The sequence below is a fragment of the Paenibacillus spiritus genome (assembly GCF_008710135.1).
GTDB lineage: Bacteria > Bacillota > Bacilli > Paenibacillales > Paenibacillaceae > Paenibacillus_AQ > Paenibacillus_AQ glufosinatiresistens.
This window is the reverse complement of sequence record NZ_VYKK01000007.1, coordinates 151,681-177,746: the sequence shown is the minus strand read 5'-3', so window position 1 is coordinate 177,746 and position 26,066 is coordinate 151,681. Positions and strand designations below refer to the sequence as shown.

The 26,066-nt window shown below is 43.3% G+C and carries 22 protein-coding genes and 1 pseudogene; 10 read left to right on the top strand and 13 right to left on the bottom strand.

The genetic code is table 11. The features are described from left to right. Positions 1-41: 41 nt before the first annotated feature. From F4V43_RS19805 to F4V43_RS07505, 8 genes are all read right to left on the bottom strand, one after another. On the bottom strand, positions 42-200 hold the full coding sequence (locus F4V43_RS19805) for a recombinase family protein (protein ID WP_150457631.1): 159 nt from the start codon (positions 198-200) through the stop codon (positions 42-44). Beyond that, complete coding sequence (locus F4V43_RS07535; RefSeq protein WP_150457614.1) at positions 137-688, bottom strand: recombinase family protein; 552 nt, start codon at positions 686-688, stop codon at positions 137-139. Before F4V43_RS07535 ends, F4V43_RS19805 begins: the two co-directional genes overlap by 64 nt. After that, complete coding sequence (locus F4V43_RS07530; protein ID WP_150457613.1) at positions 685-2,244, bottom strand: recombinase family protein; 1,560 nt, start codon at positions 2,242-2,244, stop codon at positions 685-687. The genes F4V43_RS07535 and F4V43_RS07530 overlap by 4 nt, the downstream gene beginning before the upstream one ends. 191 nt (positions 2,245-2,435) lie before the next feature. Continuing rightward, on the bottom strand, positions 2,436-2,897 hold the full coding sequence (locus F4V43_RS07525) for a RadC family protein (RefSeq protein WP_150457612.1): 462 nt from the start codon (positions 2,895-2,897) through the stop codon (positions 2,436-2,438). A gap of 600 nt (positions 2,898-3,497) precedes the next feature. Next, positions 3,498-6,470 (bottom strand): bifunctional DNA primase/polymerase, encoded by a 2,973-nt coding sequence (locus F4V43_RS07520; protein ID WP_150457611.1) that lies wholly within the window; start codon positions 6,468-6,470, stop codon positions 3,498-3,500. Between the two features lie 114 nt (positions 6,471-6,584). After that, the gene (locus F4V43_RS07515) at positions 6,585-7,082 is read right to left on the bottom strand and encodes a hypothetical protein (protein WP_150457610.1); all 498 of its coding nucleotides are present in this window, start codon (positions 7,080-7,082) and stop codon (positions 6,585-6,587) included. Positions 7,083-7,401: 319 nt separating this feature from the next. Then, complete coding sequence (locus tag F4V43_RS07510) at positions 7,402-8,727, bottom strand: hypothetical protein (RefSeq protein ID WP_150457609.1); 1,326 nt, start codon at positions 8,725-8,727, stop codon at positions 7,402-7,404. Between the two features lie 83 nt (positions 8,728-8,810). Further along, complete coding sequence (locus F4V43_RS07505) at positions 8,811-9,323, bottom strand: hypothetical protein (protein ID WP_150457608.1); 513 nt, start codon at positions 9,321-9,323, stop codon at positions 8,811-8,813. A 181-nt stretch (positions 9,324-9,504) separates the two neighbouring features. Here F4V43_RS07505 and F4V43_RS07500 point away from each other — a divergent pair, with 181 nt between their 5' ends. After that, positions 9,505-9,870: a helix-turn-helix domain-containing protein gene (locus F4V43_RS07500; RefSeq protein ID WP_150457607.1), complete on the top strand. Its 366-nt coding sequence runs from the start codon at positions 9,505-9,507 to the stop codon at positions 9,868-9,870. A 42-nt stretch (positions 9,871-9,912) separates the two neighbouring features. On the opposite strand, the gene F4V43_RS07495 is transcribed toward F4V43_RS07500, so the two are convergent. From F4V43_RS07495 to F4V43_RS07485, 3 genes are all read right to left on the bottom strand, one after another. Beyond that, the gene (locus F4V43_RS07495; RefSeq protein ID WP_150457606.1) at positions 9,913-10,167 is read right to left on the bottom strand and encodes a hypothetical protein; all 255 of its coding nucleotides are present in this window, start codon (positions 10,165-10,167) and stop codon (positions 9,913-9,915) included. Positions 10,168-10,273: 106 nt separating this feature from the next. After that, positions 10,274-11,311 (bottom strand): hypothetical protein, encoded by a 1,038-nt coding sequence (locus F4V43_RS07490; RefSeq protein ID WP_150457605.1) that lies wholly within the window; start codon positions 11,309-11,311, stop codon positions 10,274-10,276. Between the two features lie 61 nt (positions 11,312-11,372). Next, a complete protein-coding gene (locus F4V43_RS07485; RefSeq protein ID WP_150457604.1) occupies positions 11,373-12,350 on the bottom strand; it encodes a hypothetical protein in 978 nt (325 codons plus the stop codon). Between the two features lie 332 nt (positions 12,351-12,682). On the opposite strand from F4V43_RS07485, the gene F4V43_RS07480 reads away from it, so the two are divergent. Then, complete coding sequence (locus tag F4V43_RS07480) at positions 12,683-13,726, top strand: ParA family protein (protein ID WP_150457603.1); 1,044 nt, start codon at positions 12,683-12,685, stop codon at positions 13,724-13,726. After that, on the top strand, positions 13,716-14,567 hold the full coding sequence (locus F4V43_RS07475) for an SIR2 family protein (protein ID WP_150457602.1): 852 nt from the start codon (positions 13,716-13,718) through the stop codon (positions 14,565-14,567). Before F4V43_RS07480 ends, F4V43_RS07475 begins: the two co-directional genes overlap by 11 nt. A gap of 108 nt (positions 14,568-14,675) precedes the next feature. On the opposite strand, the gene F4V43_RS07470 is transcribed toward F4V43_RS07475, so the two are convergent. Next, positions 14,676-15,854 carry a DNA-methyltransferase gene (locus tag F4V43_RS07470; protein ID WP_150457601.1) on the bottom strand — a complete coding sequence of 393 codons (1,179 nt, stop codon included), beginning with the start codon at positions 15,852-15,854 and terminating at the stop codon, positions 14,676-14,678. 315 nt (positions 15,855-16,169) lie between these two features. Between F4V43_RS07470 and F4V43_RS07465 the strand changes: the two genes are divergently transcribed. From F4V43_RS07465 to F4V43_RS07450, 4 genes and pseudogenes are all read left to right on the top strand, one after another. Next, the gene (locus F4V43_RS07465; RefSeq protein ID WP_150457600.1) at positions 16,170-18,299 is read left to right on the top strand and encodes a hypothetical protein; all 2,130 of its coding nucleotides are present in this window, start codon (positions 16,170-16,172) and stop codon (positions 18,297-18,299) included. Continuing rightward, on the top strand, positions 18,268-19,164 hold the full coding sequence (locus F4V43_RS07460) for a RelA/SpoT domain-containing protein (RefSeq protein ID WP_150457599.1): 897 nt from the start codon (positions 18,268-18,270) through the stop codon (positions 19,162-19,164). The genes F4V43_RS07465 and F4V43_RS07460 overlap by 32 nt, the downstream gene beginning before the upstream one ends. A 546-nt stretch (positions 19,165-19,710) precedes the next feature. Beyond that, positions 19,711-20,148, top strand: a pseudogene (locus F4V43_RS07455) (PadR family transcriptional regulator); the annotation flags it as partial. Then, the gene (locus F4V43_RS07450; protein ID WP_150457598.1) at positions 20,132-21,145 is read left to right on the top strand and encodes a BtrH N-terminal domain-containing protein; all 1,014 of its coding nucleotides are present in this window, start codon (positions 20,132-20,134) and stop codon (positions 21,143-21,145) included. The pseudogene F4V43_RS07455 and the gene F4V43_RS07450, both read left to right, overlap by 17 nt. Positions 21,146-21,312: 167 nt before the next feature. Here the strand turns inward: F4V43_RS07450 and F4V43_RS07445 are convergent, their stop codons facing one another. Then, positions 21,313-21,771, bottom strand: coding sequence for a MarR family winged helix-turn-helix transcriptional regulator (locus F4V43_RS07445; protein ID WP_150457597.1), 459 nt, complete (start codon positions 21,769-21,771; stop codon positions 21,313-21,315). 144 nt (positions 21,772-21,915) lie between these two features. Between F4V43_RS07445 and F4V43_RS07440 the strand changes: the two genes are divergently transcribed. The 3 genes from F4V43_RS07440 to F4V43_RS07430 all read left to right on the top strand — a co-directional run bounded on the left by F4V43_RS07440 (position 21,916) and on the right by F4V43_RS07430 (position 26,043). Further along, a complete protein-coding gene (locus F4V43_RS07440; RefSeq protein ID WP_150457596.1) occupies positions 21,916-22,845 on the top strand; it encodes an ATP-binding cassette domain-containing protein in 930 nt (309 codons plus the stop codon). Positions 22,846-22,860: 15 nt separating this feature from the next. Next, entirely contained in the window at positions 22,861-23,649 is a 789-nt protein-coding gene (locus F4V43_RS07435) for an ABC transporter permease (RefSeq protein ID WP_150457595.1), read from the top strand. Between the two features lie 150 nt (positions 23,650-23,799). Further along, positions 23,800-26,043 carry a U32 family peptidase gene (locus F4V43_RS07430; RefSeq protein ID WP_150457594.1) on the top strand — a complete coding sequence of 748 codons (2,244 nt, stop codon included), beginning with the start codon at positions 23,800-23,802 and terminating at the stop codon, positions 26,041-26,043. Positions 26,044-26,066 lie beyond the last annotated feature (23 nt).

The window sequence follows — 26,066 nt, the reverse complement described above, 5'->3', positions numbered from 1 at the left end:
AACCAGGGGGTTTTTCCAATGTCTATTCTAAGGGGTGCACTTCATTTCGGCATGGTAGCTTTTTTCTTCCGCAGAAGCTGCACTTTCTCCCATAACTCGTTTGTGATTATTGCTGAATGATGTCCATCTACAAGGATTAGCTCAGAGGACTTACCCTTGCGCCGTCTCTCTGCCCAATTCTCATAGCGGTTGTAACGTATCCGAGAGGAACCTTTCCATTATGCTTGCCTGTTCTAGCGCGTTGCTTATGCCCCATCTTCACATTGTCAACGATAGTATTCCGCTCAAGTTCTCCTACCGCACCCATCATCTGCAGGGCAAACTTCCCCATAGATGTGGTTGTATCAAAATCCTCGGAGAATGACCGGAAGGCAACGTTGTTTTTTTGAAGCAGTTCAACGATATGAAGAAGATCAATGTTCTTCCTTGCCATCCGGTTGAATTTCCAAACTAACACCAGGTCAAACTTATTTTCTTGAGCATCCCGAAGAAGTTGCTGCAACTCGTAGCGGCCTTCAATACTCTTCCCGCTGACGCCACGGTCTACGTATTCACCGACAATTACTCTGCTGTAGAGTTCACAATATTTCCGCAGGGTGTCAAGCTGGGCGTCGATGGAGTAACCGTACTCCGCCTGTTCCTCTGTGCTGACGCGAGCGTAGATGGCGACTCTTACTGTTTCATTCATGAACTCTCATTCCCCTTTACTGGAATCGGCGGAATCTGTAGGTTCAGCAGGGCCGATGTTCCTTGGATAGTCGCCTTTGTGATGTCCTGATTATGTGGGACGATAATCTTGTTGATAAGGCTTCGATAAAGCTTTTTTTGTTGCTCAGGGACAGCGCTTCGCAGTAGTGGACGAAAGTTGTCTAGCGCCTGCCGAACGCTCGCCTCAAGAATGGAGCGATCGGGTTGTTCAGCTACAGCCCTTTCTAGTTCTTGTCGTTCTTCCTCAAGAATGGTTAACTCGGAGCGAATCTCGCCAAGCCTTTTTCTGAGTTCCGGGGCATCAATGTGCCCATCTTCGAATAGTTCGTAGCAGCGTAGGCTGCGATTCTTTAAGGAGGACGTTTGTTTGTCGATTTGTACTATACGTTGTCGGATAGGTTGCAGCTTCTTGTCTCGTCTGCGATTGATCTCGGCAATCAACCGCTCGGTAATGTTAGGATGAGTTATGAAATGCCGGAGCTGGGACTCTACCCAGACTTCAGCTTCGTTTGCCGGGATATGGTTAGGTAAGCAGACCGCACTCCCTCCGGAGTTGTAGCGGCAGCAAATATAGTAGAAGCTCTTGGAATGTATACCGTTCTTTCGTCTTCGATTTACATGACATGGGATCATGCTGCTTCCGCAGGTTGGACATTTGAGTAGTCCAGCAAGTGGGAAGGGACGGACAATTTGCTTGGCTGATGGAGTGGCTTGTCCAGCAAGCCTTTGCTGCACCTGCTCCCAAAGCTCTGTTGAGACAATTGGCCCGTGTTCTCCATCCACGATTTTTCTGCTATTGTTTTCGTCCGTGTAGGTGATCTTGCCGATATAGTTAACATTAGTCAAAATGCCTCTTACCGAGATGCTATAGAATGCCTTGCCTCGTTTGGTTTTGTAGTCTGCATTGTTCAGTCGGTTGGCAATGGCTTTCAGGCCGAGACCATTGGCATACATTTCGAAGATGGAGAAGACCTGCTTTGCTTCCTCGGGTACGATCTCCACATAGGAAAGGTGAGGGTTACCGAAATGGGTTACCCAGCGGTATCCGAGAACCTGATTTCCGCTGTTCCACCTACCAAGCCTACTACGCCGCTGCATGCTGTGACGTACATTCTGTGCAATCTGCCGTCTTTCGTGTTCGGCAACTGCTCCGGACATCTGGAGAGCGAACTTGCCCATCGGCGTGTCTGTCTGGAGATCCTCAGTAAGACTGCGTAGGGCGACTCCATGCCTCTCCAGTAACTCGAAGATATGCAGGAGGTCCGCAAGCTTGCGTGACAACCGATTCAACCGCAGGCACACGACTTGCTGGAAGCGTCCACTACGGGCGTCTTCCAGAAGTTCGCATAGCGCCGGTCGGCCTTCAATGGACTTGCCCGAGCGGCCAGCGTCGATATATACCTTGTGGACACCGATCTGAGCGTTACGACAGTGATCCAGAAGGGCTAACCGCTGGACATCCAGGCTAAAGCCTTCGACCTGTTCTTCTGTCGAAACACGAATGTAGAGGGCAGCTAGTTGCTGTTCGTGATTCATATAGTTGCCCTTACGCTACGATTCGGGCTTCAATGCCCAAATTTTCAAAGAATCTTAGCCAGAAGGCTGCACGCTGCTGCCGTTCCTTTTCGTCGTCAAGGTATCGGCAGATCATATCGGCAAGGATGTCGATGAATAAGTCTTGCTCGTTTGGTGTTAGAACTGTATGCATCAGAGATTCAACTCCCGTTCTATGGATGTCCCCGTTCTTTCAGGCTGATGAAGTTTCCTTCGCCTAGCACGATGTGGTCGAGAAGATCAATACCCATAAGTGAGCCCGTATCCCGGATACGTTCCGTAAGTTCCACATCTTCGGGGCTAGGAGTCGGGTCACCGCTCGGATGGTTATGACATCCGATGATGGAAGCTGCATTTGCTAGAATGGCGAGTTTGAAGGTCTCCCTTGGGTGTACCAGAGAAGCATTCAGTGTTCCGCTGGAGACTTCATGCAAGGCGGTCGGCTGGTTCTTCGTGTCCAGCGTCATAATGCAGAAGACTTCCCTGTCGCAATTCCCTATAAACTGATGAAAGAGATTGGCGGCATCTTTGGGCGTGGTGATCTTTCGCTGAGGATATAGAAGCGATGTGCGCTCTCTCACCATGCGAAGGCTGACAACCTGAATTCGTTTGGCTGGACGGCTGGCTTTGGTCATCTCACATCACTCTCCTGTCCACATTGCTCGCGTAAATAGGTTTCAAGCTCTGAATTCTGCACTTCCTTTGGTGACAGCACAATCGTGAAGCATTCGTTATCGTGCATGAGTAGTAACCGGTAGCATTGGGAAAGGTCGGTTTTACATATAATCTGAATCAAAGTGGGTCGCCTCCAAATGGATAGTAGTGCCCCTGTTACTCCAGGGGTACAAGGTAATAATATCCATTTATAATTGCGTTTGATTCATACTTGCAGTTTGTCTATATAGCCACTTTACTGACAAGACCTCGTGAACAACATTTTTAGCCCAGAACCCACAGCATCAGCTTCTTTGCCCCTGTCGGTGGGATCGCGCCCCGGACACTGAGCACAGGAAATCCTTACGACGCATCGGATTTGGCTCTGTGCCCCCTTGCCCCCGAAATCGGGGGGAGGGAGAGCATTTATTTTGTCAGGTGGGGGGATTTTTTCTTCTCTTTCTTTTTTTATATGGAGGCAAAGGGGGCATCACTCCCAAAATCCTTTGTCCAGCATAGGTCTCTCCTGCCCCCATCCCGGAGTATTCAAGGGGGCAATGCCCCAGCAAGAGGGGCAGTTGTCAAAGATCCAATTCTTTGAGATCGTCGCTGCTGAGGGAAACAGGCTTCCTTTTCATCCGCTGTGGCATCGTTTCCTTGGCCTCATCATGCAATGCCTGACGTTTCAGCCAGAGTAGTCGTTGACGTTGTTTGTGCACTGTTTTTTTCACAAGTCTATGGCAGCGTTGCTTCCCTTTCTCTGAGTAGGTCTCCGTATACAACAGACCTTCGGCTGCAAGTTCTTTCCATAGCGTCGTAGAGGAGATCGGGAAATGCTCTCCTTGTTTGGACAAGAAATGATTCACCGTGTTGTAGAGCAGATCGGGCAGAAAATAGTAGTAGGTGTCGTCATGCCAACCTACATGGATGCCATTTCTTGGTGCTAAGTTTAGCTCATTAGTTGCTTGTAGTTTGTCGCAGTAGACACTATGGTTGGCAAGCAACTGAGAAACGATCGTCATAAACCTAGTAGTTGCTTTGACCTCGTTTACCTTCTCCCCTTGCTCATTAGCCGCACTTAGGAACAGTTCCCAAGCTTGCTCAAGAAGCTGTCTTTTCTTTGAAGCCTCAATTGCGCCTACGCTTTCGGCATATTCTAACCCGAAATGGAGGCCGATATGGAGCAGCCCAGAAGCCTCAACCAGTCTGCCATGAACCCCCTGATTAGACGCACTATTTCGTTTTTGGACAAACATATCTTTCAAGTTGTGGTCGCGTGGGGAGTTCATCATTTTCTCCAGCCACATGATATAACCAGCCATCGCTTCACTTAGTTTTTCGGATTTTTGCTGTGCCCTTGTCAATCGCTTGAGATTGACATCATCTGGTCCGAGCTCAGCGGGGAAGAGGCGGGCAACGCTAGAGGCACCACCTAACATGTCTTCTGCGGTGATGATCGCCATGCCTCGGGGCGGGTAATCAGGTCTAAGGCTGGTGTCCTGCTTCATCCTTCCTCGTCCGACTCGGTCACCGTACCCTCTTAGAACTTGCTGTGCGAGCTGTTCCATCTTCTTGCCCTCCTGTGGAGAACTGGTCGGGTGATAGTCATCTATGAGCAAAAGCGAGTCCTTTGTATCAAATCCGCGCTTTTCCACTGAGTTCGCAGTATCCTTGAAGCTGGCAGTCGGATGCTCCAGCAAATTTCCGAAATGGCAGAGGAAGAGCTTCGCGATTGAGGTCTTCCTTGATCCAGTGTAGCCATGAAGCCAGACGAGAAACTTCGGTTCCAGATTCACTTGCCGCAGAATCTCGCAAAGTGGGGTCAGGAATATTAGACTCCACAGTACAAGCGTCACGCTACGCGGCGCTATGTCCAGAAGCTTGATGCTGGCAATCATAGCCTGCTGGGGATTAAATGGAGTTTCGGGAAGCAAATAGTTTGTCAACCTTGGTTCCAGCTCTACCTCTATGCCTGAGTGCCCGATTGCCCCTCCGGCGTGGAGATACTTCCATTTTGAGTCGATCTTGATCCAACCTAAGTGTGCAAATACCTGCTTGTTCTCAGCTCTCGGCGCTGTAGACTGGATAGCGTGACGTACACTATCCCGGATGTTATTACCAGGCAGAATGTTCGGTTCTGGACCCCACATGGACAACCATTTCATGTTTTCAAATTCACTGGCGGGAATTCGGACGGGAGACAGTTTCTTCCCGGAGGAGATAATGACCCCATCGATTTCGTACATGGTGGTACGCTCGGCTCCATCGTCTCTCATGACACTCTTTGCGATTCGTGCAACGAAATTTGCTAACGGTTTAAAGTCTACCGAACCGTCCCCGTTTACACGAACCGCACAGAGATTGTCGTTATTCAGAGCATACTTATTATCAATTAAATTAGCGTAATTGGCGGATGACGTTGGCTCTTCTGCCACGGTTATAGCCCTAACGGAAAGAAGCGTCACAGGAGTATTGGAGGGTGTCTTTGTTCGCTGGTTCTTTCTTACTGAGCCCTGACAAGAGGCAATTTGCTCAGCATTACAACCGAGAGTCACACAGCGAGTAGGTCCATAATTGGTAACCTCCCTCTCTTTATCCATATCCTGAATACGAATTTCACTGCGGTTATCGTGTTTCTCGCTCAGCTCTGAGAAGGCTAGAGCCGCACTTGGATACCCTGCCTTGACGAGCATGGAGGTGATCATGTGCCAGCGCTCCTCATGGCATCCGCCACAGGCTTGCTCGTCAACGGCTTGCTGGACCTGGTGGCATTTTTCAGCCAGCTTCTGCAAGTCTGGGTCGGGCAAGGTGGTGAACGATGCCGAACTATGTGGTCTGTTGCCTCTTCTGAGCCTCACTGTTTTCCTCCCGGCTGGTCCTATGTTCGCATTTTGTGTTTTATGGAAACTGCTACTGGTAATGTGTGTTCGCATCGTAGTGAGCACTTCTTCGGGAAGAGCTGCCAGCGGCACATCTCCAGGACCTTTTCCTGGCATCCAGCGATATTGCCCGCCGTTTCCGTGCAGGGAAGGTGGAAGGACAGTCATTTGACCGTCAGCAAGAAGGGCCAGTTCTTGGTGTTCACCACTTGGAAGGGCATCAGTGAGTTTCCGAATCCGCTGGTCCTTGGGCACGCTGAACAGAAATCGCATACCGTCTCCGGGAGTAGAAAACTGCCATGTTTCAGGAATGTTACCATCAAAAAGCTCTTCCATTCTTACTTTTCCGTATTCGCCGTCGACATCGAATCCGACGATACCGACCTCTCCACCCAGTGTCATCCCGAGGTTGCGGTTCGGGTGTCGTCCGAACCATTTCTGCAAGATAGTCAGATCGTCCGATGCCTTTTCGCGCCAATTTCCAATGGTGGGCGCTTTTCCAGGACGCATGCAAGTTGCGGCATGCTGCTTGGAAACATGCTGATGATCGGGAGGGCAAACAGGAAGGTATTTCGGTCCCACTTTGGCTGAGGCCATAGCTTCCGCCGCTTCTCCCGGTGTCATTGTGTTCAAGGCATTTGCTGTCAGTAGATTAGGTTCCGTACTTCTTATCATTTATTTTCAACTCCGTATCGTTGTGTTGAATTTCAATTTCCCCGTAGTTTTTACTGAGACGTGAAGGAATGGAACTGCCCGATTGGAGAATCGGGCAGCTCTACCCAATCAAGCCTATCCTTGCGTAGTTAGATCGACAAAGGCGACGGTATCGTCCTCCCGGTTAATATACTGCACCGTTCGAAATGACAAGGATGTTGTGTTGTAAAAATCCAAATTGAAAATTTCCGTGACCTCCTGCACCAGTTCGGCCGCGTAGATGACGTACCTGTTCGCAGATGTTCTCAACTGAAAGGTATTGTCACCGCTAAAGAGAGCCTCAGTAATGACTAGCCCAGAGTCATTGAGGAATATCTCAACTTCCGATGGGGAGCCAATTGTCTCAACGATTTCCGGGGCTAGCACGATCCGCTTTCCATTCTTCTTGGTGTTTACAATGGTCAGCATGCTAGGCTCGGTTGATCTGTAGCTGCCTTGTTTGCTGCGGACAGGACGAAGGCTGCTGAAGTCGAAGTCAAGGGTGGATTCAGTTTGCACCTTTGATGAAGCCTTTGAGTGGTTGGGGGCCTTCTTTTTGGTTCGTTTTTTTGAAGATTTTTGACTAGTAGACATTGGCATTGCACTCCTTTTCGTTATGGGTTTTGAGGTCATGGCGCGAAAAAGAGACAAAAAAAGAGCGCCAGCAAAAAGACCCCTGCCTTGCAGGTCTTTTCACTGGCGCTCATCATATTAAGATTCGCTTTTACGTGGCGTTTCGATCCTAGAGATAGTTTTCTCATCATCAGATCCTTCATTGCCTCGGCCAAGTATTGAATTGTATTAGCATGGTATCAGGAAACCCCCACATCTGTCAACAAGAATCTTGGGAAATCAAGAATACGCGAACTTGGTAGAGTAGTCATACTGAAAATACCTTTGGCACAGGAATTCATCACTCAGACACCTTCACGAATTTATTACCTTCATATCTAAAAGCTTCGTAAAGGCCTTGAGAACCATAAGGAACCTGTAGCATATTTCCTTCCAGTGCAAAATATGTTTGTCCATTGAGCGCAAGTTGCTGAGTAAGTGGATTGCCCTGTTCTGGATCAGCTGCATCGTCGAAAGAGAAGACCCATAAGCTACTGTCTGTTTGAAGATCCCCGGCTGCAAGTAGTAATTCGTTTGTACCATCACCGTCAAAATCGTAGACTCCGGCTTGCAGGCGATAGCCGGACTGCAGGTCACCGTAATTATCAAAGGCGCTGCTATCCTCATAATCGCCGGGGTCCAGTGACCAAGCCCGTCCTGAAGAAGGGAACACAACAAGCGATTTTACGCCATTCGGATACTCTTCTCCAAGCAGAAGTTCTGCTTCTACCGATCCAAAATGTAGCGGAATTGCAACTTCTGATGCCCCTGGAAGCCATTCTGCCTTCACTAGCGAGGTACCATTGCCGGAGCGAAGGATAGCCTCTAGTTCTGGGGTGTCTCCCTCAAGGGGTTCATCTAAGTCAGTGACGTATTCCTCATCGTTCAGTGTCTCGTCCTGCGGGGGGGCTGTAGGTTCAATATCCGAGGCTGGCACTGAAGGTGGTGTTGCCTCAGCTAAAACTCCTGTATCCGCTTCTCTTGAGACATGACCATACTGGTCCTTTAGGTCCTGCAAGGCTTCCTTCGTGTACCACTCATACTTATTGATAACAGCATCAGGCTGAGCGCAGGCCATTGAAACGATCTTTACACCGTCTTCCTTGACATTGTCTACATAGAAAGTGAAAAAGAGGGGCGTGCTCGGGTCATTGAGAAAATAGATACCATTAGCTACGCGGTCCGGCTTAATGGAGACGGTTATTACCTCGAGCTCCTTATTGTAGTCGAAGGTAAGGTCGTCCATTTCATAACCTTGCAAGTAGTTGATTATTGGACGAAACTCCTCCATTAGATTCTCTTCGACCTCTGAGTATACCGTATATGAGGAGTTAAAGTTGTAAGGATCAAGATAACTTGGGGAGAGTTGCTTGGTCAGCCCAGCTTGTTCAGCATATGTCCACAGCTTGCCGGAATCGGATACTTGGTCAGATAGGCTCTCATCGTACTGGGTATTGTGAGTCATGATAGCCTGGAAAAACTCCTGAACGACCTTGATCTGCTTGTCTTGGCTAGGCGGCTTATTTGTGCAGGAGACCAACAGAAGGGTTGCCGTCAAAAGCAGCAGCCCCAGCGAGTAAAATTTGAGTATTGGAATTCGAAATGTTGTAAATTGTTTGCTTGTCAATGCGATCTGCTCCTTGAGCTAATATTGTGAAATTGGATCAGTAATATGGAAGTAGGAAGTAGAGTGAGTTTCATACTCGCCCCTTAATTTTCTTCCAATTCCAGCCCTAGGAAGTTCAGGCCGAAAGTATTAGCCTTGTCTGGGGGCAATACCCTAAGCTGATAGTTGAACTCCATCTCAAGCGGTGTAAGCTGCCCACTCAAGAAATTCAGTTCCAGCGCAGCCAGACTTAGGTATCCAGCGGCTTGGATTTCGGAAACCTCTTTGCTATCCAATTCCTCATCAGCGGAGATTCTATCCAGAATCTCTTGTGCCACGGGTTTCTTCATTAGGGACTTGGCTTTGCTCCACTTCATCAGCTCTCCTACGCCCATACCCTTCGTCTTGCTTAGGGAACTCGCGTTGTTGAAAGCACGTTCGGCAACCTTTGGACTGGTCTTCTTGATCTGGATAGCTGTCTGCACTGCGAGGTGATCTCCATGGTACCGTTCCATACCCAGCTCTTTGCAGGTGACGAGGACGTATCCAATGATCTCGTGAGCGTAGAGGGGATCGTCGGTCAAAGGGGCTTCCTGTATGACTTCTATACGTGACATGTTATTGCATCCTCTCATGTAAGATTGTCGATTAGCGTTCTATAAGTGTTCTACCAGCACTAATCGTTCAGTAATTCCATTATACGAACTTATAAGTTATATTTACAGCATTTTCTTGTAGTTTGTTATCCTGTCGGAGGCAGGCTCTAATCCTTACGCTTGAGAGTAGAGGTGGTAGGGGATGGCGGATTTTTTGACGCTGGTAGGAGCTAGAATAAAGCAACTCAGAATACAAAAGGGTCTGTCGCAAGCAAAGCTTGCTGAAATGGCTGACCTTCAAGATACGTATATCGGTGGGGTGGAACGGGGAAAGCGGAATATCTCCCTTAACTCGTTGGAAAGGATTATGTCAGCCCTGGAGGCCGACCCGGCGGAGGCTCTAAAGTTCGGCCGATTGGAAGTGCTGGAGGAGGAAAAGGACAAGCAAAACGTTCTGGATATCCATATTTCCTTGCTACGTGAACGTAGCCTGGCAGAGGTGAAACTGGTCCAGCGCATGGCCAAGGATATGTTCGATACGCTGGATCAGGAGAAAATCGAGAGATAATTAGGGGGTGAGCGATTAGCGTAGGCTAGTTTGCTTGCCTTTTTACGTTTCGTCATGTGTATGGCTTTTGAAATAGATTTGTTTGAGGCGACATTTCATGAGTTTTCGATCTGCCTGAGCAAAGAGCCTATGAGCTTCGAAGAGAACGGATCGGGCTGATTTGTAATCCAGGGTACGTTCGCTTTCAACATGACGGATAATTGCCGTAAGCAAATACTGGGTGGCTTCTACTTTTTGAAGCAGGTCATCCTCCTGCTCGGTAAGGCGTGCCATCTCCTGTCGAGGTTTCTTTTTCATTTGCGTTTACTCCCATGCTTTTTGATAATGACCATATTATTTTAGACCCTGTATCGTCCATATCGCCCTTGTCGACTATGACGGAATTGAGGAAACTTTGTGAGGTTTAGGTACTGATATATTTGGGGTTGATACTGATCTTGGCATGTCCGTGCTTGCGATAGAAGCGCATGTCACGTGTAGAATTGTTGGCCTGCTCAGTGAATGCTTTTGAGAGAGCTTCATCCTCAAATACAAAGAAATCCCGCTCCTTCTGTCCTCCAAACAAGGCGATCATGGCGTAATGATAGCTACCCGGATTGCAAATGCCCCCGCTACCGAGAGGGAGAAGCTCGACAACTCCTTCAACAGTCAGAACGGATGCCTTATCGGGATTGTGATCCAAGGCGAGCAAGAGACAGGCGAAGAGAATATCGGCGTTGGCGCGTCCGAGTATTTTGTCAGGAAGGAAATGCTCACTGTTCAGATCGTCCCAGTCCAAGTAGGAAACGATTGGTTCAACGCTGGGACCAAACTTTTCAGAGAGCTTGGCCAGTGCCTCCCGGTTCCCGTATGTCATGAGGAACCGGTCGAGCCTGAGAGTTGCCCGCTCGCCGTGCTGTAACTGCATCTTGGGCAGGAGGCTACGGAAAAACTCGGTGTAAAGCGACAAAGCGACGAGATTGTAAGCAGATGCCTCAGGTTGTACCTCGTACCCAACCTCGGCAAGCAGATCACGCATAGCAGTTAGCCGCTGAGTATCCGCCAGTTCCAGATCGGGGGGATGGAGAAGATGCAGGAGAAAGGCTGCTGCGTCAAAACCGAAAGTAGTATCTCCGAGCTTGTCCATCCAGAACGAAAGAATTGCCGCTTGGTCAGTCAGTTTTTGTTCTATGAACTCCGGCCATGCCTTAATGGCGGAAATGGCGATTTTCTTCTGTGGAAAAGGCGCGTTACTGCGCTGCCAAAAGCCACATCGCCAGTTCAAGGCAGAACGGATCATGTCCGGGCGGACATGTTGAGGCTCAGCAAACTGCTTCCGCCATTCCTTAAGCGGTTCGGAAGGGTATTTGGCGTAAGGGAAGCGGGACATATGCACATCATAGCGCTGGGTGATGAGGCCATAGAGCGCTTTTTTCTTGCTTTCACTGAGGGAAAGATTCACTGGATAGGACTCCTATTCATTTAGTATTCGGAAATGGCGAAAATGGCGGTGTTTTGGGGAGCTAGAAGAGACCTTCGAAATCTTCAGGAGAGAGTTCGATCGTATCAGAAGATGGAGGAGTGGCTGGCGTTACTGTGAGATCGGAGAGCGGCTCGTCTTGATCGTGGCAATTGAGGAGAGTGCGTTGTGCTGAAGTGAGGAAAGGATCTTTCAGACGTATATAGAAGGGCTTGGCCAACTCGAATACCCAGCGATAGGCATCAGGAACATTGCCACCTTGAAAATCCGGCGAGTCTCCGAAAGAGTCTTCTTCATACATGAGTTCTGCTTTGTCTGTTGCCTCATTGACCCGAAATAGAAAGGTGTTCCCATCTACATATTCGCTGGTTCCTGTGTCAGGGTCTGTGGTACGTAGAACGGTGCGGACAATATGAGTAGGCTGATTACTTAAGGTAAAGGGATCACTATCAAATGTGAATGGTCGGGCGTATTCGGGGAAAAGATCGGAGGGGGTACTTTCGGTGATTGAAAGTGTTGACGCAAGAGAAACCCAGACGTTGCTTCCGGTTTGGCTTTCAGCACTGAGGTCATTTCGTTCAAACAAATTCCTGAGCTTGTCTGCTATGAGCTCGTCTGCCCACCAACCTATTCCAGCTTCTTGCCGTAGCCACCTTTCGATTACGTCATCGTGCCAACTGGCTAGCGTGAAGAAGGTCATGAGGTAGTCGTCCGTGTACATGACCACAATCTTGTACAATGTGATGCCATTTAGATCAATGGCTTCTACATATTCTGGCCTGCTACCAATGAGTCCAGCATCCTCCGGGTTTAGTCCGACAATGCTCAGATCGTATAGATTGTCGCCTGGCTCCAGGATAACAATGTAGCCGTGCTTTTGAAGGGTGAAGACGGTGTCTTCTGTGTCGCCGTGCATTTCCCTCAGCTGGTCGAAATAGCGTTCGATGTGAGATAGAAGTGGTGGGATAAGGCTTGAGGAATGTAGAGAGGTGAGGTCTTGCTGGGTTTGGATAATGCGCATATATGAGCCTCCATAATAGAATAGGCAGCCTAATGAGGCAGCCTTCATTTTAATAATATATAACTATAATTTTTATAAAAACATTTTTAAAATGAAGAATAAATATGTAAAAATATGATAAGACATGTTTAACTGTTGTTAATGTATTAGCCCCTGTATGCTGTATAAGTGTTAATATAAAGAAGAATGAATAATAGAGAATTCCCGATTTTATGTAGAAAAAAAAACCATTTAACTGATACAATATACTATATTCAGTACTAATACATAAGTAGGCATACCAGATTAGCTCGACTGGGATATATTTCATTACAACTGAAGGGGCGTATAATATGGAAGTAATAACTTTTTTCAATAATAAGGGTGGAGTCGGAAAAACTACTCTTGCAGTTAATGTTGCATCATTTATTGCCACTCAGTATGAGAAGAAAAATAGAATTTTATTTTTAGATGCGGATCCACAGGCTAACTCAACTCAAATGATGATTCCTGATGAAATATGGGAAGATTTTTATGGATTCGATGCAAAGCGACCAACTATAATGAATTATTTAACCTCTATAGAAGAGGGAAACTCGGATGTTGTGTATGTCGATGTTCCATTTAAAAAAACTGAGAACCGATTTGCTGTAGATTTGATTCCAGGACATCCTAGTTTAGCGATTATTGAGGACATTCTAAGTGATGGTTGGAATAAGTGTATTTCTGGAGATTTAGGCGGGTTTAGAAAAACAAATTGGCTAAGTTTACTAAAGGAATATTTTAAAGATTCCTATGACTACCTCTTTATTGATGTTGGGCCATCTTTAGGTGCCTTAAATAGAAGTATTTTAGTTAATACAGATTATATTATTACCCCTATGGGATCAGATATTTTCAGCCTTATTGGAATTTCAAATATGTCGACGTGGGTAAGAAACTGGATGAATTCTTATAGAACAGCCGTTGGATTGTTACATGACAAACATAATCCTGTATCAATTATGAAATATCCACTTAACTTGAATATAGAGAATGCGTCAAGACTAGTCGGATTTTCTATACAACAATATGTAACAAAAACATTTGCTGAAGGTGGAAGACGACCAATTGCCTCATATGATAAAATCATTAAAAACGTTCCCGAGGCTATAGAAACCCACTTACAGGTTTTAATTAAGAATGGATTAACGATAGATGACCTAAATCTAGGAGATATTCCGTATTTATATAGCTTAGTACCTTTAGCTCAAACTAGCAAAGCTCCAATGTACGATCTTACTCGTGCTGATGGTGTGGTTGGTGGACAATCAAGTTCAGTAAAAAAGTATAAAGAAATGCTAAAAGTCGTATGTAATAAAATTAGAGATAACTTAGGAGATTCGGATGCAAATTAATTGGCCAAGCCATCTAATAGAAGAGATTGCATATCGTCGCTGTGTTATTTTTGTAGGCGCTGGCATTTCCGCTACTGCTCAGAATGAAGAAGGAGTTTCTCCAAAAAAATGGGGGGAGTTCATTAGAGATGCTATTAGTCTAATTAATAGACCCTCACAAGAGAAATTGGATTTCATTAGTAAAATGTTGGATCAGCAAAATTATTTGTTGGCTCTACAGGCAATAGCCGATTCTTGTGACCCAGGTGCTTATGCAGCGTATCTAAGAGAAGTTTACAGCAGACCTCGGTATAGAGCATCTAAAACGCATCAATTAATAAAAGATATTGATTCCAAAATAGTTATAACAACTAACTTTGATAGAATATATGAAAATTTGTGTAGTGATTATGTATTTGCAAACTATTTCGAAATTTCGAAAATAATTACAAATATGCGATCAACCGAAAATCTTATTATAAAAGCCCATGGGACAATTGATGATGTTGATAATCTTGTTTTTACTCAAAAGCAATATTATAATGCTAAGCTAAAGCATCCAGTTTTCTATAATATTCTCAGTGCGTTGTTCTTAACAAACACGGTAGTTTTTTTAGGGTACAGCTTAAATGATCCTGATATTAATTTAATCCTAGAGTTAGCTGCAAATGCAAGATCGCTTAGTAGCCCGCATTATGTAGTAGTAAAGGATGGATTGGAGGAAGAAATTAAGCAACACTGGAGAGATTGCTATAATATCTATCCCTTAGAATATGGACCTGACTATACAGATCTAGAATCTAATATTGAGGAACTAAGGGACAGAGTATTAGACTTTAGAGCACTGAAGAGGATTCCATAATAAATTTCAAAAAACGACTAAGGATGTGAGTCCCTAGTCGTTTTGCATATAAATTTTAATGTACCCACAAGATCAAGAGTTAATTGTGTAATTTGATGGGTTGAGAATCTAATTTTTTAAGGTTTCTGGAAGCCATTTCCCATTCTTAATTCGAATTTTCCGGACTTCTTCTGTAAAAAGTGTATTTTTATTCTTTTGGATGTCACGAATAACTTTTTCATGAAATTCAATATCCCTAAAACGATCCCGGATAGTGTTAACTGGTCCAATCTCGCTTCCGATCCATTTGCGCTTAAGAATTTCACTAACAATAAAGGTGGTTCCACTCCCCCCAAACGGATCAAATATGGTGTCACCTTCATTTGAAGCAAGCGATATTACTCTCTCCAATAATTTTAGGGGTAACTCATTGCTTGTGCGAGTTTTATATTTGCTGTGTCTTACCGGAGATAGATCATACCAAATATCACTCAGATTGATACCGAGTGGATTTAGCTTGTCTTTATACCCTCCGTAGTCCCGGATGTCTCCTCCACAATGCCTACATATTTCGAGTGGAAGTCGTTCCCCGTTAAAGGTATTTGGTTTATCGCCCTTTGTATAATAAAGTAATGCATAGTGAGCAGGATAAAGACGGTTTTGTATAGGTAGCCTATATTTTATGTCTGCAGCTATCCAATGTTTAAATGTAAGGTGTTTGTTGAGAGTTTCAGCTATGTGTGTTCCCCAGGTTGGTGAAATCCAGATGAACAATGATCCGCCCTCTTTCAGCAAATCAATGCAACCGAGCACCCATCTTTCAGTCCATTCTAAATACTCTCTTTTGGAGAGTTTATCATTTATACCCGACTCATATTCCTTATTAAGGTTAAAGGGGGGATCTGCAAAAACTAAGTCTACAGATTCATGGGGAAGTGATTCAATTAGTGCCATACAATCATTCTGGAAGAGTTGCCCGAACTGAGTCTTAAAAACAGGTTGAATAGAGTCGGTACTTCTAGCTGTTTTATTTTCTTCGACTAATTTAAGAATCTCAGATATTTGAGATGAGTGCAAAGATAAAAGGTTTCTAAGATCACTATTCATATGCCCTAGTTTGAGTTGTAATTCTATTTCACTAAGACCAGTTATAGCCAATATTTTTTCTAGATCGCCCCTGTGAGGATAGATCATTTCTTCAGCATAATATTTAAGTTTGTTCAGTTTAATACCAGAATTTTTTGAGAATGCTTTTAATTCTGTGTCTGACGTAATGCTTAAAGCTTTATAAAAATAGTTGTTTATCATTAATAGGCCCTCCGTAGTAGTATTGTAACAATTTTTGTTGGACAAGTCATTGCTATGGATGCAGTAATACAACGTTTGGAATAGTTTTCAAGCTTTATATCTAGAATTTTACATATTAGGTTCAAACTAAGAAAGAGTACCCAACTGGGTACCCTAAGTTTCGCTTTATAAATGATACGGTGAACCGTATCATAAGTAGGGTGAAAATAATCAGAAGGTAGGAATATTTTCCCTTATACCTTCCCTAAGACCTAATTGATTGATTATACTAAATAAAGGTAACTGAAAAGCGGCCAAAGGGAGGGTTTATTAAATATGGAGCTACAAGAAGAAGTTAAAAAATTATATGAACTGTATGGGTTTTTACTTTTCGAAGAAAGACCAGATCTGCTTGTTTTTATTTATGATCAGGGATATTTCAAAAACGCAGAGGTAATAAAATTTTCAGATATTAAAGTAGACGATGAACTACTGGAAAGCTTGAAGGTATTAGAGTACACACCTCAAGTGACACTGTTTCCAGGAATTGAAAAATTAAATCAAAAATTATTTAAGGGATTTTTTAAAGTTGATAGTTATAAATCTAAAGTGAAAAAAGGGTATCAGAGCTTTAAGGAAAACCAAACTAAGATATTGGGATTTGACTATGAGTACATTAAAGGATCCTATTACGAAGATATAGAATTAAAGTATGATAATCTTATTAAGAGTATGATCGAGAAGTTAGACGAAGAGGGGCCTCAGCTTATTGTATTAGAAGCAGCAGCAGGATATGGAAAAACGTGTACTGTGTATGAGCTCAATAATGAAATAGCACTCAATACAGGTGATTATTGTATACCTCTTATGACCGAACTTTCAAGAAATAGAAAAGCGAAAATATTTAGATATGTTTTGTTGGATGAAATAGATAAGAATTTTCCAGGGTTAAATTCGGAGTTGGTCGAAAAGGAAATATTTAGTGGGAGAATTCCTGTCATAGTAGATGGTTTCGATGAATTATTGATTCGTAGTCATGCTAATAAAGATAGTAGTGATACAGTAAGCGAATTTGATGATATTGAATCAATGTTGAGAACAATTGGTGAAATGTTGAAAGGTAATGCAAAAATAATACTTACATCTAGAAAAACAGCATTATTATCAGGAGATAAATTTCACAGTTGGCTTAATAATGGAGAAAATTTTTTCGGAGTTACAAGGATAACATTAAATGAACCCTCAACACGAGATTGGATTGGACTAGAAAAAACATCAATTATTAATGGCCACGGAACATCCGTAGGAATGTTATTGAATCCTGTAATTTTGGCATATATAAAGAACATCACAGTTGATGATCTGCATAACAAGAACATAGAAAAGCTCATTGATGATTATTTTATTACTCTTCTGACTAGAGAACAGACACGCCAAAACATAAGGCTTAGTGTTAATGAACAAATAAACATATTTGAAAGTCTTGCTTACCAAATGTCTATTAACGGAATTACTTCTGACAGTAGAGATAACATTAAATCTATGATTTATGAAGATAACTGGGAGATGATTGAAGAGTCTCTTGAAAATTATTATGGCTCTGATAAACCGGATTCCGAGAGTATAGCAAATACTTTAGCAGGTCATGTGCTTTTAGATAGAAACGGTTCTTCAGATGAAGTTGGTTTTATTAACGAATTTATATTCGGAATACTTCTTGGCAATGTGGTTTGTAAACAACCGACGATGGAATATTTAGATATGAAATTTATTGATCTTGCTTGTACCTCGTTTGAAATAAGAGATGAGATAAGTAAGAATCGGTTATATGAGAAAGTTAGAGAGATATCTGATGCTCTTATGGATATGGAGAAGTTAGAAGTAGACATTAAATTGAAGAACAGCCTTACTAATAGATACAAATCACTGTCAGTTGAGAATAGAATGTTTAATAATTTTTCATTTAATGAAACACTTGAATCAAGTGTCTTTTACTCATGTGTTTTTACAAATATGATTTTTAATAAATCTATATTTTATCAAACTACATTTATAGATTGTAAGTTTTTCAGTTGTTCTTTTAATTGTGACACTGGGAATAACCAGCTAATACATTTTATCAATTGTAGTAGTGATAATGAAGAGTATATGCTGATAGAGGATAGCCCTGATACTAAATCAAATGGTATTACTGAAGACGATATAATAGAAAAATATGAGAGAATTGTCATCGAACAGTTTTGGCCACCAGGAAAAAAAGCAGCACAGTTGAAAAGAGCATATAGGACACTATTCTATGGGGTAGAACATATTGATCACGTATATGTTGAAATGGCAATTGAAAGATTAAAGAAAAGAGGGATTCTTAAGGCCGCTTCATCTACATTGTATATTCTTGAAGTTAGCAAAATGGGTGAAATTCAGGAGATTAAGAATGGAAAAGGTGTGTGGGAATTTAATGGATAGAGAAGACATCATTGTGCCGGAGGTATTGTTGAAACCTATCGAAAAAAAAATAATTAGAGAACTAGATAAAATCGGATTATTTTATAGGATTTTTTCTAGAGTAAAAACCAACGACTCAATAGAAAAGAAGTTTAGTTTTAAGGACTATAGTGATAATAAAAAAATGCAGGACATTATAGGGGTAAGAATAGTGTTGTATTTTAATGATGATATTGAAATATGCGGAAAACTAATTTCTAGAATATATGAAAAATTGGGAGAATCGATAGACAAACCAGACTCCTCTACATTTAAACCGACAAGGACAAATATTATTTATAGGTTGGATGATGTAACTACTCGTGAAATACTGCCAGCTATACATGGAAAGTTTATCGATAACACCTTTGAGTTACAATTAAGAACAGTATTCTCTGAAGGATGGCATGAGGTTGAACATGATTTGAGATATAAATGTGAAGAAGAATGGAGAGCCTACGACGAACACTCTAGAACACTAAACGGCTTAGTAGCGACTCTAGAAACCTGCGACTGGTCAATAATGACGCTATTTTCTGACTTATCATACCGAAACTATAGAGATTCGAATATTATTCCCATGATGCGAAATAAATTTAGGTTGAGATTTGAAAACACACCATTAAATGCAGATATTGAGACTATTTTGCTAAAAGATAATAAAAAATTATTGAAAAATTTATTTCGTATCGATAGAAATGAATTATTAGAAAAGCTCTCAGAGATAAAGATACCGATACCCTTGAATTTTAATAATATTTTATATGTTTGTAATTACTATTATTTGAGTTCCGGGGAACTCCAGTCAATCACACCAACAAGTATTACTCGTATATTACAAAAATAAGAGGATTTATGGAATTAATAGGAATATGTAAATTTTGAGTTTCTAGGCAGAGAATCTCAAAGCCAGAAAAGAATGGAACCCTAGACTATTGGGTATGGATCAGTACTCCGAATCCTGTGAACCCTGCGTATTTCGCAATCGAATTCGCGACCATCAGATTGAGTTTGACATTATTGATAAGAAATATACATTTAATACAGATACTTGGTCGTAATAAGAGGAGCTACGTTGTACTGCTACGTGGATTAAGTTTACATATTTCAGGAATAAAAGATTTAATTCCTGATAGATTGGACGAAGCGATAGGTCCGAGGGATAGCTGGTGCTAGAGAATAGGAGTACTGTGAGCACTTGATAAACTACCATGCGAAGATGAAAATGCTATATATTGTTTCAAAGCAAGCATAAGAAACCACATGGTGAGCCTCCAATAACATCAGAGGTTTCTAGTTAACTATTTTTGATGGCAAAGAAATAAAACATAGTTACAATTGCTGAGTACACTTAGGTGGCACCTTAAATGTTTTGGGAGGGAACGCTGAAATGATTTACGCGGGACTGAAGAAATTGAACAAGAAAGGTTTGATCGAGTCCGAAGTAGCAGGCGAGAAGTCAGGCAAGGGACCTATGCCAATCCGATATGTCGTAACGGAAGTCGGCAGGACAACCCTGAGGAATGAAATCATCGTCTGCCTATCATCTTCGCGAGAGCGTGATAAACGATTCGATCTCGGTCTTGCCGCATTATCCTTTATCGATAAAAATGAAGCAGTTGAAGCTATGCGGAAGCGGCTGGATTTTCTTGGGGAGGCTTCGGAAAATATAAGGCAGAAGTATGAATCGCAAGGGGACATTCGATTGCCGCTGCATGTAAGGATGCTTTTCCTCCATCCAATGAGTCTTATCGAGAGTGAACAAGTATTCGTTTCGAACCTAATCAATGAATTGTTGGAGGAGATGAAAGATCATGCCTACTATCATTGAAGGGTTCCGCCCTTTTCAAGGGGAGCACTGCGAGACGACAACAATGGGCAATTTACTTCACTTTGCGGGAGTTCAACTATCGGAGCCAATGTTATTCGGTCTGGGCCAAGGGTTGGGATTCATTTATTGGGATTCCAAGGGGATGGACTTCCCTTTTATTGGAGGAAGGGTGAAGCCGGATGAATTAACGGACTGCCTAGCATCCCGACTCAACTTATCCATCAAGGCGCAAGAAACCTCGTCTGTTGAAAAAGCGTGGCAGAACGTACGAAGGTTCCTCGAAAGCGGAATTCCGGTAGGGCTTAAGCTAGACTCCTACTATTTGGATTATTTCACGAACAAAGTGCACTTTGCCGCCCATTATGCGGTCATATATGGCATGGATGACGAATACGCCTACATGGCGGATACTAGACAACAGGGAGGACTTGTGAAGACGAGTTTGGCCCATTTGGCTATGGCCAGAAACGCAAAGGGGCCCATGAGCTCCAGGAATCGTTCCTTTACAATCGATCCGATTGGCACCCTTCCGCCGCTTATCCCGGCTATCCGATCATCCTTAACCAAGAATGCACAGGACTATTTGAATCCGCCTATTCGCAATATGGGGAATAAAGGCATTGTGAAAATGAGCCGTGAAATCCTGAAGTGGCCTTCTCGCAGCAACAATTTTGAGCATGATTTATGCTTAACTGCATTGTTAATGGAAAGAGCGGGAACCGGCGGCGCTCTGTTTCGAAATTTATATCGAGATTTTCTAAAAGAATGTGTGGATCTGTTGGGAGACCCACAAGTAGAACAGGCATACTTGGCGTTTACAGATATCGCTCCAATGTGGGTTACCGTATCTTCTTTGATCGACCTGGCAGGAAGGACGGGAGACCATCAGGAGTTAACCCGGATTTCCAAGCTTTTACTCGAGATTGCCGATAAAGAACGTATAGCGATGGAGTATTTGGTACATCTGCGTAATGACCCTCTGGCCACAAGTTCATAGGATGGAGACTGCCGCGAACATGGTGGCTGCTCCAAGTGAAGGAATCCGTAAGGGAGCCGTCCCAGTCATCGACTTAGGGACGGCTCCCTTTGCTAATCGCAATCTACCTTCTCCGGAAATTCAGGCGTGGAGCGGGTAACCCCCTTCGTCATCTTTAGATGACGCCCCTATGGCTTGTTGCGAAGTTTCGCGACTTCGGGTTCAATTTCGGATACAAGCTTTTCGAGTATTCGATTAAACTGTTGTTTTTCCTCTATGGTTAGAACATTTGAGAATGCAGGCTGAAAATCTCCGTTTTGATTTAATACCACTTTGCCGGCTTTAGTTAGCGTAATCATCATCACGCGTTGATCCTCTTCCGATTTATACCGCTCAATAAGCCCCTTTTTTTCCAGCTTTTTAATCATTTCAGAAGCAGATTGCGGGCGCATCTCTAATTGACTGACTAATTCTTTTTGAGAAAGATGTGGTGTTTGACGAAGAATGCCCAGTATTTTTCCTTGCCCTCGATTTTGGATCGTATACACGCTGCCTTTAATCATGCTTTCTTTTAAGAACATGGTGAGTAAATCATAATATTTCATAAAATTCGTAGTGATATCGATATTCAGCTGTTTTTCATCCATACCCATTTCCCCTTATGTGTTCTCCGTCCCCCTCTATTTTATCAGGTCACCGAAGTAATTCAAATTAGGGTGTTGACAATTTGATAAGGGTACCTTATTTTATTAGTAAGGTATCCTTATTAAATAGGCAAAGGAGAACACAGAATGACAGAGCTAGCCGTTTCCACTCAAGGGCTCGTTAAAGAATTTCCTAACAAGCGAGCAGTCGATGGTATTTCTTTGGATATTAAGAAAGGAGAGATCTTCGGTATTCTGGGTCCGAATGGTGCAGGAAAGACAACGTTCTTACGAATGCTTGCAACGATTACGAAAGTGTCAAAAGGCAGAGCCATGATTTTTGGCAAAGACGTCACCAAAGATGCTCGAAAGGTTCGAAGCTTGATTGGCTTGACCGGCCAATATGCAACCGTTGATGAGGAATTGACCGCGATGGAGAACTTGAAGCTCTTCGGGCAATTGAACGGTTTATCAGCGAGTCAATCCAAAGCGAGGGCGCTTGAACTTCTCAACCAGTTTTCCTTAACCGAGGCAAAGGATCGGCCGATTCGTGAATTTTCGGGCGGGATGCGTAGACGGCTGGATTTATCGGTGAGTCTAATCGTGAAGCCACCCCTCATTTTTCTGGATGAACCGACAACGGGCTTAGACCCACGCACACGAGGAGAGATGTGGGAGGTGATCCGCAACTTGGCAAGCGACGGGGCAACAATCTTGCTGACAACTCAGTATTTGGAGGAAGCGGATCAACTCGCAGATCGACTGGCGATCATTAATCATGGAAGAATCATTTCTCAGGGAACGCCGAATGAATTGAAGTCCTTGTTAAGCGACACCCAGTTCGAAATTACTCTGGAGCATAGGAGCGATGCCGAAAGGGCCAAAGGACTAATCAAGGCGAAAATCGCCCAGGAGGCTATGATTTCACCCGAAGGAACCAAGTTGACCGTTAAGCTGGCAGACACGAAAGTGATGACGGGATTACTCTTAGATCTAGCTCAGCAAGATATAGAAATCAAAGAGTTCTCGGTTAGAAAGCCGACGCTTGATGAGGTGTTTCTGGAACTGACTAAATAAGTAGGAGGGATAGACATGGAATCCATGATAAGTAAGCAAAACAACTTAAAGAGCGCTCTGTATGATATTGTTGTAATGGCAAAAAGAAACATTCTGAAAATCAAACATAATCCCGATAAATTGATCGATGTAACCGTCATCCCTATTTTCTTCATGATCGTCTTTTCTTATCTGTTCGGAGGTGCGATTGCTGGAGGTGTACAAGGATACTTGCCCATCATCGTGCCGGGAATTCTCATTCAAACCCTGGTCATGTCGTCAGCGGCAACGGGCACGCAATTGCGGGAAGACTTGGATACTGGCGTTTTTGATCGGTTTAAATCATTACCCATTGTCCGGATTGCTCCACTGGCTGGTTTAGTGGTATCGGATATTTTGCGGTATGCCGCGGCGGCTTTTTTCTCGATCGGTACGGGCTTCATTCTTGGGTGGCGTCCGGAAGCCGGGTGGGGGTGGTTGGTCGTCGCTTTGCTCTTGGCCATATTCGGCGCCTGCGCAATCAGTTGGGTGTTTGCCTTAATTGGTCTGCTGTCCAAGTCTGCATCAACGATCTCCAGTATTTCGACCATGGTCACCATGATGATGTCGTTTCTATCCAACGCCTTCGTGCCTATTGATACGTTGCCCCATTTTCTGCAGAGCGTAGCTGAACATAATCCGATTACTTATTTGGTCACGGCTTTCAAAGATTTAGCCAATCAGGGAGAGTTCACTTCAAGCGCATCCATGACCCTCTTTATCGGCATCCTCCTTGTTGTGATTGTCGCTCCGCTTACAGTTAAAATCTATAACAGAAAAATCTAGTTCCAGCAAAAGAGGACAGGGGCGACCGCTCTGTCCTTTCTTCATAGCCCGCCTCATATCCTCCATGCGCTGGGTCACAGCCTCATGCTGCTCCATCGGGATAAACTCAAGGATAGCGATTTATTAATTATGGGTCATAAGGAGTAAAAAATGACTGAATTACTAGCCCCGGCGGGAAATATGGAAGCCTTAAAAGCTGCAATTTCGAATGGTTGTGATGCCGTATACTTAGGGATGCAAAAATTTGGTGCACGTGCATACTCATCTAATTTTGATTGGGAATCGTTAAAAGAAGCTGTTGCGTATGCGCATCTGAGAAGCGTTAAAATCTATGTGGCAATGAATACCGTCGTTTTTGAGAACGAAGTTGAAGAGATGAAAGAGCAGATACGCGAATTGAATGAAATCGGCGTGGATGCCATTATCGTTCAGGATCTGGCCGCATTCGATTATATCGTTAAAAACTTTGTTGATATGGAAGCCCACTGTTCAACTCAAATGGGAATAGACGATGTAGACGGAACTTTATTATTTCAAGGGCTTGGTGCAAAAAGAGTGGTTCTGTCCCGTGAAGTTGAGATGCGAAAAGTAAAAGAGATCAAAAGAAGTGCTGAAATCCCTTTAGAAATTTTCGTTCACGGTGCGTTATGTGTATCTTATTCTGGAAACTGTCTCATGTCAGGATTAATCGGCTATCGATGCGCTAATCGCGGAAGATGCGTGGGTTCATGCCGTAAGGCGTACGAACTCATGGATAAGACAACCGATACCTCTCTAGGGGAAAGCTATATTCTATCTACGAAGGACTTGAACACCATCGATTATATCGAGGATTTGAAAGAAATCGATTCTTTAAAAATAGAAGGCCGAATGAAAGTGCCTACCTATGTTGCTAATGTGGTATCCAAATACCGCATGGCCTTAGATCATAAAATCACCGAAGAAGAGAAGGAGAATTTGAAAAAAACATTCAATCGAACCTTTACGAAAGGGTATTTATTTCGCGAAGATAAGAGAGAGATAACAAACACCGCAAGACCGAATAACTTTGGTTATGCAATTGGAACCATCAGCAAGGTGGTTAAAGACACGTATGAACTCACACTTACCCGTACTTTAAACCAAAACGATACCATCCGGATAAGTCACAACCGGGAGGATGTTAATTTAACTGTTGTAAAACTGTACGATAAAGACGGCGAATTGATCAACAAAGCAGATCATGTCTGCTATATCAAAGTGAAAGAAAAGCTGTCTGTGGGTGATCAAGTCTATAAAACAAAGGATTATTTCTATAACAAAGAATTGGAAGCATCGCTGGAAAAAGAATTTAAGCGGTTTAGCCTGGATATTAGCGTATATGCAAGTCCGGATTCCAAACTTCGCATCGATGCGGAGGGCTTGGGCCATCATTATTCATATGAAAGCGAGGAAATTCTAAGCGAAGCTATTAATAATCCCACAACCAAAGACCAGGTAATCAAACAATTTTCCAGATTAAATGATACGATATTCGAACTTAATCATGTGGATTTTGAGGAATGCAATGCATTTATTCCAGCGAAACTGTTAAATGCAGCAAGAAGAGTTATTGTCCTGGGCTTATATGACTTAAAGCTTAACAGCCAAAAGAAAAGAACCAAGACTCTGAAGCCAGACGAACAAATAAGCTTTGCCCCTGTAAAACCCTACCTTACAGCCTCGGTAACGACGAAGGAACAGTATGACGCTTGCGTGAGCGGTGGAATTAAGGAGATCTATTTTGATAACGTGGTTAGAAGAAATCAGAACCGGTATAAGGACAAAGTAGGGCAGCTGCTGATTGGCGGATACGGGGGAATTTATCACTATAAAGGAACAAATCCGTTCGTTACAGACTATTCTCTCAATGTTGTTAATGCGGCCACTTGCTATGAATTATATAAATTAGGTGCCAAACGAGTCACTTTATCTTATGAGTTGAATAAGAGCCAAATTGAAGATTTAATGAATGCCTACTATGAACAAAATGATGGCTTTCCTGCGCTGGAAATGATTGTGTATGGCAGGACTCCTCTGATGTTTACCAAGTACTGCCCGATGAAAAAAATGAATCAATGCAGCATTTGCAAAACGAGAAGCTATGAGTTAAAAAATGAGCATGGAACGTTCCCTATCCTTTCCCATGAGGATTGTACAGCGACTCTCCTTAATGGGAAGACGCTTAATCTATTAGATGAGCTGCACACCATCAAGGGAATTGAGGCATTCCGATTAAACTTCACCATTGAATCAAAAGAGCAGGTTATGAAAGTCATTCAGATGGCGTCAGGCAAATTAAACGGCTCGATGAATCATGCTGTCTTTGATCAGGAGACGGACACAAGAGGACATTTTAATAAAGAGATTGTGTAGATGAAAGTGGTTACACACAAGCC

Excerpts from the sequence above, each read along its gene's own strand:
- F4V43_RS07430 (WP_150457594.1), top strand. The coding sequence starts at position 23,800 with ATGACTGAATTACTAGCCCCGGCGGGAAATATGGAAGCCTTAAAAGCT.
- F4V43_RS07535 (WP_150457614.1), bottom strand. The coding sequence starts at position 688 with ATGAATGAAACAGTAAGAGTCGCCATCTACGCTCGCGTCAGCACAGAG.
- F4V43_RS07495 (WP_150457606.1), bottom strand. The coding sequence starts at position 10,167 with ATGAAAAAGAAACCTCGACAGGAGATGGCACGCCTTACCGAGCAGGAG.
- F4V43_RS07450 (WP_150457598.1), top strand. The coding sequence starts at position 20,132 with ATGCCTACTATCATTGAAGGGTTCCGCCCTTTTCAAGGGGAGCACTGC.
- F4V43_RS07520 (WP_150457611.1), bottom strand. The coding sequence starts at position 6,470 with ATGATAAGAAGTACGGAACCTAATCTACTGACAGCAAATGCCTTGAAC.
- F4V43_RS07445 (WP_150457597.1), bottom strand. The coding sequence starts at position 21,771 with ATGGATGAAAAACAGCTGAATATCGATATCACTACGAATTTTATGAAA.
- F4V43_RS07470 (WP_150457601.1), bottom strand. The coding sequence starts at position 15,854 with ATGATAAACAACTATTTTTATAAAGCTTTAAGCATTACGTCAGACACA.
- F4V43_RS07440 (WP_150457596.1), top strand. The coding sequence starts at position 21,916 with ATGACAGAGCTAGCCGTTTCCACTCAAGGGCTCGTTAAAGAATTTCCT.
- F4V43_RS07525 (WP_150457612.1), bottom strand. The coding sequence starts at position 2,897 with ATGACCAAAGCCAGCCGTCCAGCCAAACGAATTCAGGTTGTCAGCCTT.
- F4V43_RS07465 (WP_150457600.1), top strand. The coding sequence starts at position 16,170 with ATGGAGCTACAAGAAGAAGTTAAAAAATTATATGAACTGTATGGGTTT.
- F4V43_RS07460 (WP_150457599.1), top strand. The coding sequence starts at position 18,268 with ATGGAAAAGGTGTGTGGGAATTTAATGGATAGAGAAGACATCATTGTG.
- F4V43_RS07480 (WP_150457603.1), top strand. The coding sequence starts at position 12,683 with ATGGAAGTAATAACTTTTTTCAATAATAAGGGTGGAGTCGGAAAAACT.
- F4V43_RS07530 (WP_150457613.1), bottom strand. The coding sequence starts at position 2,244 with ATGAATCACGAACAGCAACTAGCTGCCCTCTACATTCGTGTTTCGACA.
- F4V43_RS07475 (WP_150457602.1), top strand. The coding sequence starts at position 13,716 with ATGCAAATTAATTGGCCAAGCCATCTAATAGAAGAGATTGCATATCGT.
- F4V43_RS07515 (WP_150457610.1), bottom strand. The coding sequence starts at position 7,082 with ATGTCTACTAGTCAAAAATCTTCAAAAAAACGAACCAAAAAGAAGGCC.
- F4V43_RS07500 (WP_150457607.1), top strand. The coding sequence starts at position 9,505 with ATGGCGGATTTTTTGACGCTGGTAGGAGCTAGAATAAAGCAACTCAGA.
- F4V43_RS07505 (WP_150457608.1), bottom strand. The coding sequence starts at position 9,323 with ATGTCACGTATAGAAGTCATACAGGAAGCCCCTTTGACCGACGATCCC.
- F4V43_RS07485 (WP_150457604.1), bottom strand. The coding sequence starts at position 12,350 with ATGCGCATTATCCAAACCCAGCAAGACCTCACCTCTCTACATTCCTCA.
- F4V43_RS07435 (WP_150457595.1), top strand. The coding sequence starts at position 22,861 with ATGGAATCCATGATAAGTAAGCAAAACAACTTAAAGAGCGCTCTGTAT.